A 14,607-nucleotide genomic window follows, 5' to 3' on the forward strand; every position below is an offset into this window, starting at 1 on the left:
GGTGGAGCGCCCTATTCGCATTCGTGTGTACTACGCACGAAGGTTGGAAAATCAGTGGGAAACCTGAATTTCCTTCTGGCCCGGTTCGGCCCACAATGTATGGAATGCGCCTGGTTCATCCACACGCTGGTAGGTGTGGGCGCCAAACAGGTCGCGCTGGCCTTGGATCAATGCGGCCGGCAAACGCTTGGCACGCAAGCCGTCGAAGTAGGCCAGAGACGACGAGAACACGGGCGTCGGGATGCCATGTTCCACAGCAGTGGCGATGACCTTGCGCCATGCGGCTTCGCAGTTTTCGAGCGCTTGCTTGAAGTACGGAGCGAACAGCAGCGACACGTCAGCGGCACCGGATTCAAATGCATCGGAAATGCGATTGAGGAACTTGGCGCGAATGATGCACCCGGCACGCCAAATGCGGGCCAATTGGGCCATATCGATGTCCCAACCGTACACTTTGCCGGCCTCGGCGATTTCATTGAACCCTTGGGCATAGGCCACAATCTTCGACGCATACAATGCCTGGCGGATCAGTTCGATGAACGCCTGCTTGGCCTCGTCATCCAAAGCCAGCGAGGCGTCCGGCCCATTGAATGGATCCTTCTGCGCCTGCTCACGCAGCTGCGTCTGATCCGACAGTCCGCGGGCGAACACGGCTTCGGCGATACCCGTCACCGGCACGCCAAGCGACAACGCCGTCTGCACAGTCCACGTGCCCGTGCCCTTCATGCCCGCATGGTCCACAATCACATCGACGAGCGGCTTACCGGTCTTCTCATCACGCTTGCGCAGTACTTCGGCCGTGATTTCCACGAGATACGAATCCAGTTCCGTCTCGTTCCACTGCGCGAACACGTCGCCGATCTGCTCAGGGGCCATGCCCAGGCCACGGCGCATCAAGTCATAGCTTTCGGCAATGAGCTGCATGTCGGCGTATTCAATGCCGTTGTGCACCATCTTGACAAAATGACCTGCACCGTTGGGGCCAATATGCGCCACACACGGTTCACCGTCCGGAGCCTTGGCCGCAATCGATTCGAGAATCGGCTTGAGCGTATTCCATGACCAATCCGAACCACCCGGCATCATGCTCGGACCATTCAGCGCACCTTCCTCGCCACCGGACACGCCCATACCCACGAAATGGATACCGAGCTTGGCCATTTCCTTTTCGCGACGGATCGTATCTTCAAAATACGCGTTGCCACCATCAACAATGATGTCACCCTGCTCCATGTATTCGGCAAGCTCTTTGATGACCTGGTCGGTGGGCTCTCCCGCTTTGACCATGATGATGGCCGTGCGCGGCACACTCAACGATTCAACAAATTCCTTGACCGTCTGGGAAGGAATGAACACGCCTTCCGAGCCATACTCCTGCATGAACGCTTCAGTGCGCTTATAGGTACGGTTATATACAGCCACACGATTGCCATGATGCGCCAGGTTGCGGGCAAGGCTGGCTCCCATGGCCGCCAAACCGACTACACCGACATTCGCTTCCTGTTCATTTTGGGATGTCATGTTTTCCTCCACCGACACCTAACGACTCCGGTCATCACAGTGCCTTCGACATGTTTGCAACATGTTCCAGTCTAGGACGAGGCCTTGAAGCCTGTTCGCGATTGACGCATCACATGAACGACACCCCCGTTATACAGGCGCATACCCCCGAAGCCTCCACCATGCGGCCATCGGCACTATTATGCCGATACATGGCATTACGGTGAAACGATGCCCCTAAACTCCAATACCGTCCAAACTACCAATGATAGCGCCACTGCACAGCTTGGCACCAGTGTCCAATCGGGACCCGCTCCAGACCAATCGTCTTTGACGACCACAGCCTCCGCATCAACCGGCACATCTTCTGGCTCATCGTCTGGCACATTATCAGGCAAACAACGCGTGCTGGTTGGCGTGACGCTGTTCTCGATGATGTTCGGCGCCGGCAACCTGATTTTCCCACCATTGGTTGGCGCGCTAGCCGGCACGGCATCAGTGGCCGCGCTCATCGGATTCATCATTTCCGCCGTGGGACTGCCGATCATGGGCGTGCTGGCCGTCTCGTTCGCTGGCGGTTTTGAACAGCTCGCGAACCGCGTATCCCCTCGCTTCGCCACCGTTTTGGCCGTGGCCATCATCTTGACGATCGGCCCGCTCTTCGCCATCCCACGTACGGCCTCCACGAGTTATGAAATGGCCATCGCGCCGTTCGAGTCAGCAGGTTCGCACTGGGCGCTGCAATTGGGCTATTCAATCGTATTTTTCACGCTGGCTTGGCTCGTGGCGCAGCATCCTGAGAAACTCTCGAAGATTTTGGGCCGCATCATGGGCCCGATATTGTTGGCGATGATTGTGGTGCTGTTTGTGATGTGCCTGTTCCTGCCGCATCCGCCCGTCGCCACGCCCCAAGGCGCATACGCACACACCCAGCTCATGCAAGGCTTCGTCGACGGCTACCAGACATTGGATTTGTTGGCGCTGCTGTATTTTGGCATTGTCATTTCCGCAAACATCCGCGCGTTCGGCATCACCCAGGAGCAACGCGTGCGCCGCGAAGTGGGTATCGGCGGTTTGGTCACGGGCATCATGCTCGTTGCGGTGTACAGCATGCTCGGATTCATCGGCACCATTTCCGACTCCATCACGCCAATCGACGCGCAGCACGCCACCGGAGCCGATGTGCTATCCAACTTGACCGACCATGCATTCGGCCGCGCAGGCACCGTATTCGTCGGAATCATCTTCATTATCGCCTGCTTCAATGTGTGCGTGGGATTGATCAGCACGGCCAGTTCGTTCTTCAGCGGCCGCTTCCCGACGGTATGCGGCCGGTCTGTCAGTTATCGCGCGTGGAGCGTGGTGTTTACATTTATGGCACTCGCTATTGCCAATCTTGGGCTTGAGCAGATCATTCGGTTCTCGGTGCCCGTATTGGAAGCGTTGTATCCGATTGCCATTGTGCTCGTGATTCTTGCGTTGCTCGACGAACCGTTTACCAGCCGTTTCCGTCCGGTATATGTGTGGAGTGTGGCTTGCACGTGCGTGGTCAGCATACTGCAGTGCATTGCCGGTTTTGCACAGGCTTTGGGTGGGCGCATCGGCTGGATTGAATCATTGTTGGCTTGGTTGCCGTTGCAGTCGTTGACGTTGGGCTGGGTACTGCCCGCGCTTGTGGGCGTGTGCATTGGCGTTATTGTGCAGTTTGTGCATGGTTCAGGTCGCCCGTGAGTTTCTTTTTTGATTCCTGTGGTTGGCCTCAGTGGCGTTGCCACCACAGGAATCATGCGCCTCACTCGTGTTGGCGTTTGCGCCAGCACATTAGCAACCCTGTGACGCCAAGAGCAACTAGAACACCTCCCCATGCGCCATCCCATCCTGGGCCTCCCGTATCGGGCAAACGTGGACCAGTAGCGTCGTCATGCGGTTGCGGTGTGGGCGTGTCTGCGGGATATCGCACATGCACTTGCACGCCGGGACCCGCGTCCGTGGCGAAATCCCATGTGTGAGCTGGCAGTTGCCCGCTCTGTGCAGTCAATGATTGCAGTTGTGGATGGTAGCCTTGCTCGTCGCGTGCCACGTTGACGCGTAACACGAGTCCTTGCTCAGGCATGTCACTCGTGTATGCGGCTGATTGCGGCATGCGTTGGGTGAGCCGGTAGTAATGCGTGCCTTCCTGTGCATACGCCTCATCGTTGAGCATCGTGCATATGGTGGTGTCCCAGGTGCGCTGGCTGATGTGATGAGTCTGGATCGGCGCATCTTTCTTGGGTTGCACGTGCGTATATCGCGACGCTTCATCGACAACCGGTTCGCCTTGCCCGTCAGTGCCTACATCCACTTCTTGCAAGTCGAAAGCGTAGTCTTCATCGGCGTTCGCGTGGCCTTGGGGATCGTCAACAACGAGACGTAACGGTACGTGCCCGTAATGGCCGACGGGAGTATCGGGCGTGGTGGGTGGCGTATCAGGATTGCTGGGAGGTGTGGTGGGATCGGGTTGGGGCTGCACTGTGGTGGCGTCACGTAAGAACTCATGCAATGGTGTGGCCAATTGCAGGCTATGCGCAATGAACGCCCCATTGGCTGTTTGACCGTACGAGCCTTGCCCGACGATCACATGGGCATGTGGTGCGACAACGAATCCGTAAGTATCCCCCATCGCATGCACTTCGGTGGCGTTGGGGTATGCGAACAGGATTTGTGGACGGTGTGGCCTGTCTGGCGAGTTGTCGTCAATGTTGGCTGGTTGTATGCCTTGCGGCGCGTCAAGTGTGTCAAATAGCAGGAATGGCATGACTACAGGGTGCTCAGCCGAACCTTCGTCATTCGTCACGATTGTTGTTTCGGGCACGCTGAGAAATCGGTCAGACCCTTGCTGCACTTCTTCGGTATGGATCTGATACCCGCGCAGATCAATGCGCAATCCTTGGGTCATGTTGGTGGCCGCGCGATTGGTGAGTGCAATCGTAAAGCCGGGTTCGCAGGCGATCATGACCACGTTGGATACCGAGCAATGTGCGCTGTCGGCTCCGGTTATGGCAAATCGCCACCCTGTCCATGAGGATGCGTCGGGTTGCGTATCAATATGAATGCTGGCACGTGCGGCGAGCGCTGTGGTTTGCGTTGCCGCATCGGCTATGATCGCGTCAATGTCCGCATAGGTGTCGGTGAACCGCAATTGGGTGTAGCGGCGTACGCTGGTGCGATGTCCGAAGTCGGATTGGGACGTCATCCAATGCGCCGCATTTGTGGTACCGAGGTAGATGGGCAGCACGCCCGTGACCGGGGTATCAGGTTGTTGACTGTCGCTGAGATTGAGATTGCCGTTGCCAATCACATCCGCGTTGCCACGGATATAGGACGGTACAAGGTTGCGCCATCGGCCGTTGCCCCAGGTCAGTGCGCCTTGACGACTTCCATATTGGAGCACGTCGCCGCCGACGAGCATTTCCCCGATCATTTGCGGCGTGTGCATGTCCAGATCCGCTTGGGTGACGATGCCGATATGTGACAACGCGTATGCCATCGTGGGCTTCCCGCAATCTTGCGTAAACGTGCGTGTGGTCACATAGGTCGCATTGGGGTCGTTGCCGTCAGCACCTCCAGCAGGTTGGCACTCGGGTGTCGCGTTCCGGTTTGGCGCAGTGTCGTTTGATGTGGTGGCGTCCCTGGATGGACCGGTTGATGCGGGTACAGCTGCCGCTGGTTTGGGCAAACCCGTCATGATGGTCAACGTCAGTAAAAGCGCCATGGCCAGCTTGGCCATGCGCTGTAATGTCAGATGCCGTGTGGGTTGTTGTTCCATGCCACCTCCGTCTTAGGCATGTTCCTCAGACCCGAAGAATTCAGTGCGCTTAGCGCGCAATGTCCCATACATGGCAGTCATCCGCGTCGCATATCAAGCGTTACGCTGGCTTGGAATGCAACATTTATGTACCGTATGTTGGTTCCTGTTCACGCCACTCCCAATATGACGCACCGGCGGAATAATCCTGACCGTCTGAATTTTGGGTTGGTAGGAAGGTGGGACAGTCCGTCACCCCGATGACAACATATGGAGGTGCCATGTCGGTTGTGGTGGTGCTTTGCGCCGTATTGCTGAGTTTGGCTGTTGGCTGGTATGCGTTTCGACCGAAACGTGCCGTATCGGCACAATCTGATGGAGCCATGCAAACGGCTGTGATTACGGTTCGGGGAGGCTATTCCCCCGCTGTGCTCGAGGTGCAAGCCGGACGGCCTGTGCAATTGGTTTTCGACCGTCAGGAAGGTGGTGAATGTTCAAGCCACGTCGTATTTGCCGAGTTTGGCATGGACGTGACATTGCCGGCGAACGAGCGTACCATCGTCACGTTGCCCGCGTTGTCTGCCGGTGAGCATGCGTATGCATGCGGCATGAACATGTTGCATGGTATGATCCACGCCGTTGGCGACGAGTCTGGGACCGCTACAGCGTCTCCTGCCGCCACCACGGTGGCAACGCCCGCCTCTTCACAGGCTCAATCCATGTCGTCGCTTCGTTTGGCTGATCAACTGGATGCCGAGGATGCGGCACGACAAGAAGAATTCCAGGAACTGCGCACACGGTTGATTGTGGCGCTGCTCTGCACGATTCCCTTGTTGGCAGTGACGATGTTGCCGATGATTCCAGCCATACACGACTGGTTCAACCATGATGTGCCGGCATGGCTGTCCAGCGCATGGTTGCAGCTGGCGCTGACCATTCCTGTCATGTTCTACAGCGGTTGGCCCGTGCATCGCACAGGATGGTTGGCGATTGTGCATCGCGCACCGGAGATGAACTCGCTCGTCACGTTGGGTACGATTGCGGCATTCGGGTATTCCTTGGTCGTCACGATGTGGCCTCAAGTGCTGCCCAGCACGTCACGCGAACCATATTATGAATCAGTCGGTGTGATTATCACGTTGATGATTGTGGGTCAAATGTTTGAGGCCAAAGCGCGCGCTGGTACGGGGCGCGCCATCCGCGCGTTGGCTGATCTCAATCCAAGCATGGCGCATGTGGTCCGTAACGGCGCTGTGCACACAATACCCACTGAGCAGGTGGTCGTTGGCGACATCCTCGAAGTGCGCCCCGGTGAACAATGCCCTGTCGATGGCATCGTGATTTCAGGCTCCTCATCGGTGGATGAATCGATGGTCACCGGAGAATCAATGCCCGTATCCAAACATGACGGCGACCATATTACGGGAGCGACGCTGAACACTACGGGCTCGTTGCGGTATCGCGCAACTGCCGTGGGGGCTGATACAGTGCTGGCGCATATCATTGGCATGGTGCGCACGGCCCAAACCTCACAGGCGCCCATCCAACGTATCGCCGACAAAGTCGCGGGCGTGTTTGTGCCAGCGGTCATCATCATCGCAATCTGGACGTATGCCATCTGGTTCCTTGCAAGCGCGCCGAGCATGCATGTGCAAGGGCTCGTCTGCGCTATCAGCGTGCTCGTCATCGCCTGCCCATGCGCGCTGGGCTTGGCCACACCATTGTCCATCACGATCGCCACGGGCAAAGGTGCACAATTCGGTGTGCTGTTCCGGTCAGCCCAGGCGCTCGAACAAGCGCATCGTATCGACACGATTGTGCTCGACAAAACCGGCACTATCACTCAAGGCAAACCGACACTCGTCAATCGCATGAGCGTCAGTGATACTGACGATGACAACAGCTTGTTGGCCTTGGCGGCCAGTGTGGAGTCACGCTCCGAACATCCCCTAGCCCAAGCGATCGTGGCAGCGGCGCAACATACACAGCCAGCGGCAGAAGCCCATGAGTTCATGAGCCATGCTGGTGGTGGCGTGACCGGGATTGTGGACGGTAAGCATATTGCCATCGGTAACGCACCATTTGTACAACAGCAGCTCAACCCACACATGACCGCAACCAATGCATGGCATCAGATCACGGCATGGTGTTCGGACAATTCGCGTATGGGACGCACACCCGTCGTCATCGTTGTCGACGGCAATCCTGCCGGCGCTTTTGCGATTGCCGACGCCGTCAAGCCCACGTCGCAACAAGCCATTGCCGCAATGCGAACTCAGGGGTTCCATGTAGTGCTCGTCACCGGTGACACGCAAGACACCGCTGAAGCCATTGCGCATGACGTCGACATTGAGCATGTCATCGCGCACGTGTTGCCGCAAGACAAAGCGCAGATTATATCCGCATTGCAAGCCCAAGGCCATGTGGTGGCCATGGTTGGCGATGGCGTCAATGACGCCCCGGCCCTCGTGCAAGCCGATATCGGTTTCGCGATGGGGTCAGGCACTGATGTGGCGATTGAATCCGCCGACGTGACACTGATGAATAGTGATTTGCATAGTGTGAGCACGGCCATCGCGTTGTCTCGCGCCACGATGCGCAATATCCGTGAAAACCTCGCGTTCGCGTTGGGATACAACGGGTTGGGCATTCCAGTGGCAGCTGGTGTGCTCTATCCGCTCTGGCATGTGCTGCTCAACCCGATGATCGCCGGTGCCGCCATGGCGTTCTCCTCATTGAGCGTGGTGCTCAATGCCAGCCGGCTCAACGCATTCCATCCTGACAATGCCAGCCTGCACGCCAACCGGCGTTCCAAGAGCGCCATCGATATGGCAAGCCTGCAAGCGATCGCCGCAGCATCCCCTACCCGCGCTACGATGACGGCATCGTCATCATGCGCATCACATGACCCCGCCGTATCCGCGCCGTCCGGAACCTCCGAACGGCCAGCGGCCGCAACCATCAAGGAGCATTCCATGAACCAACCAGCACCCACCATCATCACGACCGATCCCGTATGCGGCATGACTGTGGATCCGCAATATGCAGCCGCCACCCGCCAGGTGGATGGCAAGACGATCGCGTTCTGCAATCTCCACTGCGCCGAAATGTTCGACGCCGATCCCGAACGCTATTTGGCGCTGATTGAGCAATAAGCCGTCACCACAACCTGTGAGCATGCACCAGGGGCCCATCGCCAACGATGGACCCCTTTTTGCATAGGAGGCCATGTATCAGTCCCGCAATTTCTTGCGCCCTATGCCAAAACGGATATGATTCCCACATTGTTTCAAGCCATGCGGTCTAATGCTGGAACCAATGAGGCGCTCATGGTGCGCCTCCAGACACAAAGGGGCAGACAAGCATGGCATATACCGTGGTGACCGGAGCGACAGGCGGATTGGGCAAACAACTGGCTTACCAAGCGGCACAAACAGGCCAGGACCTTGTGTTGACCGCCACGCATGCCGACGCGTTGACGCAACAACAGCAGATTATTGAGCAAACCTACCACGTACACGTGTACACGCTGGCCTGTGATTTGAGCGATGCCAACGCGGGCGTCACCATCCATGATTTCACGGCCTCGCATGGTCTTGATGTGACTGAGCTGATCAATTGCGCGGGATTTGGATCATGGACGCGTTTCCTTGATGCCCCATGGTCAGCGATCAACGCCATGATGATGGTCAACATGCATGCGCTCACACAGTTGACCTATCTGTATGGCAACGACATGAAAGCGAAGCATCAGGGCCGCATCCTGAACATTTCCTCACTGGCCAGCCGCATGCCCGGCCCATACATGGCGTTGTATTTTGCAACCAAAGCCTACGTGACCTCATTGGGCGTGGCATTGGCATACGAATTGCGCGGCAGCGGCGTGCACTGCACCACGATATGCCCAGGCCCGATCACGACCGGATTTGAAAAGAAAGCGGCCATGCATGGCAAGAACTTCTTCACGATGATGCATCCGGCCACGGCCGAGCAAGCCGCACGATTCGCCTATCGTCGCATGCGCGCCGGCAAAACACTGGCGTTCCAAGGAGCTGGCGCCAAGCTTGGCGCATTCTGGGCACGAATCATGCCCACGCGCATCATGACGGCCATCGCGGCAACGATGAATGGTGGCGACCCGACTCACGGCGCTGACGCATCAGCCACGTCGACCCCCAGCACAACTACAGCCTCATCCTCCACGCCACACAATACTGCCGCTTGACATCATCCGTTTTGATTCTCGGCACGCCGGTTTATGACGGGAGCAATAACCATTGGGCTGTCCATCGTGAAGATGGACAGCCCAATGGTTATACGACGCGGTGTCGTGTTTGCGTACAGCGCGCCTGTTCAGCGTTTCTTGCCGGAACGGCGCTTCTTGTTCACGCTCGAGAACAGCGTGGCATGCTGTTTGGCACGTATGCGCTTGGGGCTGCCTTGATGCCCACGCTGCTCGGACTTGCGTCGCATCTTGCTGTCATGGCGTGCGGCATTACGTTCTCGCCGATCATCTTGCGCACGTTGATGGGCTTGCTTGCGCCGGTCTTGACGTTTCGCCGATTCGGAGCGTTCGTCACGGTTGAACGCATCGCCGTCACGGCGCATGCTCACACGATCGTTACGACCGTTTCGATTCGAAGCATGGCCTTTCTGGGCGTTGCGGCGCTTACGTGAATGCGCATTGCCGCGTTCCACGTCACGCGAGGCTTCATCCGTCCAGTCCTGCACATGCTCGGCATGGAACTTGGCCAAGGTGGCATCCAACGGTTTGCCTTGGGCCAGCAATCGTTCAGCCGCCCGCATGCGGCGACGGTCCTTCTTCGCCTTGCGTTCGGCAATCAGTCGCGCCTCACGTTCCTGTTCGGTTTCCTGACGCTGCGGTTTGGCGCGTCCGCGATCTTTGCGACCGCCACGATTGTTGCGTTCGGGGCGGCTTGAGCCACGTCCTTCATGACGATTTCTGCGGTTGCGAGGATTGCCTGCCGGTTGCGTCTTGTCCAAATCCCATCCGAACACGGGTTCAGCGACTTCGCCGATCAACGCGATGACTTCATCATCGTTCACATTGACTTGATGCGGCTTGGCGTCAATGTTCGCGCGATGCAACAACGATTTGACATAGCGACGCTGGTCGGGTGTCATGATTGTGATCACATCGCCTTCGCGGCCGGCGCGCGCCGTACGGCCCGAACGGTGCAAGAACGCTTTGGGATCTTCGGGAGGATCGACCTGAACGACCAGATCAACACCGCTGACGTCAATGCCTCGTGCCGCCACATCGGTGGCGACAAGCACGTTGACATTGCCTTGTTCAAACGCGGCCAAGTTGCGGTCACGCTGGTTCTGGCTCAAATTGCCATGCAGTTCCGCAGCCGGAATGCCTTGCTGGGTCAGCGATTTGGCGAGTTTCTTCGCCTGGAACTTCGTGCGCGTGAACAGGATGCGCCGACCGGTGCCAGATGCCAGTGCACGCACGAGTTCGGGCTTGTCACTGCGTGAGATCACAAACACATGGTGGGTCATTGAATCGACGTGCGCATTCGCCTCATCCACGCTGTGCACAATCGGATCATGCAGGAATTCATTGACGACAGCATCCACACCATGGTCCAACGTGGCGGAAAACAGCATGTGCTGTGCATTAGGGCGAATCTGTGAAAGCAACCGTTTGATGGGTGGCAGGAATCCCATGTCGGCCATTTCGTCGGCCTCATCGATGATCACGATTTGCACGGCGTCCAGTGTCAGTGCGCCCTGTTCAAGCAGATCCTCAAGACGTCCCGGGCATGCCACAACAATGTCAGCGCCGGCTTTGAGGTCGCCGATCTGGCGTGAATAGCGCACGCCGCCATACACGGTGGTCGTGCTGATGCCATAGATGTTGGCCAATGGTTCAAGCACATCATTGATCTGATTGGCCAGTTCGCGCGTCGGCGCCAACACGAGGCCACGCGGATGCGGTACGAATCCCGCTTCCATGCGTTCGGCACGATGGCGTTTTTGCACTTGTTTGACGGCTTTGCGGAACTCGGCCATCGAATCTTCAGCGCCGAACGAGCCGTCGACCTCGCCGAGGCGTGCGACGAGTGGAATCGAAAAAGCAAGCGTCTTGCCCGAGCCAGTGCGTCCTCGGCCGAGCACATCACGGCCCGACAGCGAATCAGGCAGCGTATCGCGTTGAATGGGGAACGCCGTGGTCTTGTCATCGGCGTTGAGCACGCGCACCAAGGGTCCGGGCACGCCAAGCTCGGCGAATGTCACGGATTCTTCGTGTGCGGCGGATTCATCAAAATCAGCGGACGTTTCAATATCCGCAAGCGTTGTATGGTGTGGCACCATGGCCTTTCGTCTTGAAGTTCATGCGCGGCAACGGCGCAAACTCGTCAATTGTAGCCAACGGTGCCTACTTTGCCGCGGGGAACACCCCCTCCCATATGCAACGCAGTGTCTTGCGTAAAAACAATGCCACGCACCAACCAAAAGGAGGGAACCGCATCAGCGGTTCCCTCCCCTAATGGTGCGCGAAGAACGTCAACTCACGTTAGTCTATATCGCGCGTCGCGTTGCGGAACTGCGCTTCTTCATGCGCTTCGCGACGTTCAATCACTTCGGCTTCATGCGCCGTGCGTGGCACGGTGCCCGTCAAGCGGCCGATGCCCTTGAGGCCGTGGTAGGCCACGAGCACCACGATGGAACCGATGGCGATGCCGTTGAACTGGATGTCGTTGAACGCGAACTGGAAGTTGGCGATGCCGATGATCATGGTGATGGCCGCGGTCATCAGGTTGAGCGGCTTGGCGAAATCAACTTTGTTGTCGACCCAGATTTGCACGCCGATCATGCCGATCATGCCATAGAGCAACGTGCATACGCCGCCGAGCACGCCAGCCGGAATCGTGTTGATGATCGCACCGAACTTGGGGCACAAGCTCAAAATCAACGCGAATGCCGCAGCACACCAGTAGGCGGCTGTCGAATAGACTTTCGTGGCAGCCATAACGCCAATGTTCTCGCCATAGGTTGTGGTACCGGAACCACCGCCAAAACCGGCGATCGAGGTGCCCAAACCGTCAGCGAACAACGCCGAACCAATCATGTCGTCATAGTTGCGCCCCGTCATGGCGGCCACGGATTTGACATGGCCCACGTTCTCGGCAATCAGCACGAGCACCACGGGCAGGAACATCGGCAGCACAGCGAAATCAACCTGTGGCAGATGGAATTGCGGAATGCCGACCCAATCGGCTTGGCCCACCGGACCAAAATCCACTTGGCCGCGCATGCAGGCATAGGCGTAGCCAATCAGCACACCCAGCAAAATGTTCAAGCGTCCCAGCAATCCTTTGAACAGGATCGCGCACAACAGCACAGCCAGCAACGTGATCAGTGCCGTGTCGGGTGCAGCCTGGAAGTTCGTCCACACGGTTGGAGCCAAGTTGAAGCCGATGATCGCCACAATGGCGCCGTTGACAACAGGAGGCATGATGCGATCGATCCAATGGGCACCCGCATAATGCACGAGCACGCCCACCAGCGCAAGCAAAATACCGGTGCACATGATACCGAAACTCGCTGCCGCAATGCCTTTGCCCGCAGCAGTGACCGCCGTGATCGGCGCGATGAAACCGAACGAGGAACCCAAGTAGCTTGGCAGGATGTTCTTGTTGATCAACAGGAACAATGCCGTGGAGAATGCCGTGAAGAACAACGTGGTTGACGGATCAAATCCCGTCAAAATCGGCACGAGGAATGTCGCACCGAACATGGCCACCACATGCTGGGCGCCAATACCGACGACTCGTGACCACGCGAGACGCTCATCCGGTTCAACAATCTCCCCTGGTTTCAGCGTTTTGCCGTCTCCATGGAGTTGCCATGAGAACAACTTGGACATAGGACTACCATCCTTGAATTTCTTCTCTTCTGGGGATGGCGAATTTCCAACGCCACGAATTGGCGTCAGGCAGCCTGATTGGCCCATGCCCCGTAGGCATCAAAGGTCATGGTCTGCCGCACACGGATTTCCGCCTCGCACATTGTACTCGATGACGCGTTACATGCATATGACTTGACGAGAGCGGCCTCGTTGTTACGGATTGATATGACGGTGCGGTAAGCCATATGATGGGTTGCGGAAATCAATAAAAAAGGACGGCCCTTGATGGACCGTCCCGGAACAATACTGCAGTGCATTTAGAAGAACAGCATGGCGATCAGCACACACAAGCCGAGCAGGATGACCGACGCAATCGCGCTGGCCAGCAAGGCTTTGCCTCCACGTTTGGCGAGCACGGTGAAGTTCACGTTGATGCCGAGCGCGGCCATGGCCATGCCCAACAGAATGTAGGCGATATCCACGCAAACGTTCGAGAACTGCTGGCCGCCCTGGCCCCACCAGCTGATGAACAGCGTGCCGAGCACGGAAGCGGCGATGAAGCCGAGCATGAACCACGGGAACGCGATCTTGCGCTTGCCGTCGGACTTGACGTCGGACTTGGTCTTGTCCCACCAAATGGCGATCAGAATGGCGGCCACAACGAGCATCAGCACACGCGAAAGCTTCATGATCATGGCCATTGTCTCACCTTCGGCGCCAAGCGCGGCACCCACGGCCACGGCGTGCGCGATCTCATGCAGCGAACCGCCGGCGACAATGCCCAACTGTTCTTTTGACAAGCCTGTCATCGGACCGAACACGAGTTCAATCAACGCGAAAATCACACCCATGATGGCCACGATGGCCACAGCGATGACCTCGTCGTTGGACTTCTCTTCAGCCTTGTGTTTGCTGACCTTGATGGAACCGGAAATCGCCATGACAGCCGCGGCGCCGCAGATACCCGTACCACCTGCCACAAGGATGGCCAACAGCGGATCGACGCCGAGCCAACGGGCGATCGTATAGGTCATGACAACGGTGACGGCCACGATAACGGCGGCCAATGGCAAACATTTGATACCGGTCGTGAACAGCACGTCCAAATTGAGTTTGAAACCGAGCAGAATGATGCCCAGACGCAACAGTTTGTTGGCGATCAAACCGGCGGCGTCCTTGACACCTGCAGCGCGGATCTCGTTGTTACGCACATACCAGGCGCGAATCGGGAACTGCACGATCATGCCGATCAGCAGTGCGATAATCAACGCGCCAAGCAAACTGAAACCCGGATACTGCTTGAGCCATGCGCCAATGAATGATGCAATCAAGGTGATGACGGCGATTACAGCCATCTGAGGGGTTGCGATACGCTTGCCCCACTTCTTACAGAACTCTTTCACCTTTTCTTTATAGCGCGCCCGCTCGCCCAACATTGTTGCGT

At 57.5% G+C, this 14,607-nt stretch carries 8 protein-coding genes; 3 read left to right on the top strand and 5 right to left on the bottom strand.

Annotated elements, in window-relative coordinates; genetic code table 11:
* Positions 1-51 precede the first annotated feature (51 nt).
* The gene (gene gndA / locus BGLCM_RS07495; RefSeq protein WP_006293960.1) at positions 52-1,521 is read right to left on the bottom strand and encodes an NADP-dependent phosphogluconate dehydrogenase; all 1,470 of its coding nucleotides are present in this window, start codon (positions 1,519-1,521) and stop codon (positions 52-54) included.
* 309 nt (positions 1,522-1,830) lie between these two features.
* Between gndA and brnQ the strand changes: the two genes are divergently transcribed.
* Complete coding sequence (gene brnQ, locus BGLCM_RS07500) at positions 1,831-3,231, top strand: branched-chain amino acid transport system II carrier protein (RefSeq protein WP_420796160.1); 1,401 nt, start codon at positions 1,831-1,833, stop codon at positions 3,229-3,231.
* Positions 3,232-3,292: 61 nt separating this feature from the next.
* On the opposite strand, the gene BGLCM_RS07505 is transcribed toward brnQ, so the two are convergent.
* Positions 3,293-5,305 carry a collagen-binding domain-containing protein gene (locus BGLCM_RS07505; protein WP_044085275.1) on the bottom strand — a complete coding sequence of 671 codons (2,013 nt, stop codon included), beginning with the start codon at positions 5,303-5,305 and terminating at the stop codon, positions 3,293-3,295.
* Positions 5,306-5,565: 260 nt separating this feature from the next.
* On the opposite strand from BGLCM_RS07505, the gene BGLCM_RS07510 reads away from it, so the two are divergent.
* Both BGLCM_RS07510 and BGLCM_RS07515 read left to right on the top strand, forming a co-directional pair.
* Positions 5,566-8,439 carry a heavy metal translocating P-type ATPase gene (locus tag BGLCM_RS07510; RefSeq protein WP_044085276.1) on the top strand — a complete coding sequence of 958 codons (2,874 nt, stop codon included), beginning with the start codon at positions 5,566-5,568 and terminating at the stop codon, positions 8,437-8,439.
* 209 nt (positions 8,440-8,648) lie between these two features.
* Entirely contained in the window at positions 8,649-9,509 is an 861-nt protein-coding gene (locus BGLCM_RS07515) for an SDR family NAD(P)-dependent oxidoreductase (protein ID WP_006293955.1), read from the top strand.
* A gap of 128 nt (positions 9,510-9,637) precedes the next feature.
* On the opposite strand, the gene BGLCM_RS07520 is transcribed toward BGLCM_RS07515, so the two are convergent.
* From BGLCM_RS07520 to BGLCM_RS07530, 3 genes are all read right to left on the bottom strand, one after another.
* Positions 9,638-11,626: a DEAD/DEAH box helicase gene (locus BGLCM_RS07520; RefSeq protein ID WP_006293953.1), complete on the bottom strand. Its 1,989-nt coding sequence runs from the start codon at positions 11,624-11,626 to the stop codon at positions 9,638-9,640.
* Positions 11,627-11,828: 202 nt separating this feature from the next.
* Positions 11,829-13,181 (bottom strand): uracil-xanthine permease family protein, encoded by a 1,353-nt coding sequence (locus BGLCM_RS07525; protein ID WP_006293952.1) that lies wholly within the window; start codon positions 13,179-13,181, stop codon positions 11,829-11,831.
* A gap of 299 nt (positions 13,182-13,480) precedes the next feature.
* Complete coding sequence (locus BGLCM_RS07530; RefSeq protein ID WP_044085314.1) at positions 13,481-14,566, bottom strand: YeiH family protein; 1,086 nt, start codon at positions 14,564-14,566, stop codon at positions 13,481-13,483.
* Between the last annotated feature and the right edge of the window lie 41 nt (positions 14,567-14,607).

This window comes from Bifidobacterium gallicum DSM 20093 = LMG 11596, assembly GCF_000741205.1.
GTDB lineage: Bacteria > Actinomycetota > Actinomycetes > Actinomycetales > Bifidobacteriaceae > Bifidobacterium > Bifidobacterium gallicum.

What these genes read in the sequence shown, in the direction of transcription:
- gndA (WP_006293960.1), bottom strand. Translation starts at nt 1,521, where the DNA reads ATGACATCCCAAAATGAACAGGAAGCGAATGTCGGTGTAGTCGGTTTG.
- BGLCM_RS07505 (WP_044085275.1), bottom strand. Translation starts at nt 5,305, where the DNA reads ATGGAACAACAACCCACACGGCATCTGACATTACAGCGCATGGCCAAG.
- BGLCM_RS07510 (WP_044085276.1), top strand. Translation starts at nt 5,566, where the DNA reads ATGTCGGTTGTGGTGGTGCTTTGCGCCGTATTGCTGAGTTTGGCTGTT.
- BGLCM_RS07515 (WP_006293955.1), top strand. Translation starts at nt 8,649, where the DNA reads ATGGCATATACCGTGGTGACCGGAGCGACAGGCGGATTGGGCAAACAA.
- BGLCM_RS07520 (WP_006293953.1), bottom strand. Translation starts at nt 11,626, where the DNA reads ATGGTGCCACACCATACAACGCTTGCGGATATTGAAACGTCCGCTGAT.
- BGLCM_RS07525 (WP_006293952.1), bottom strand. Translation starts at nt 13,181, where the DNA reads ATGTCCAAGTTGTTCTCATGGCAACTCCATGGAGACGGCAAAACGCTG.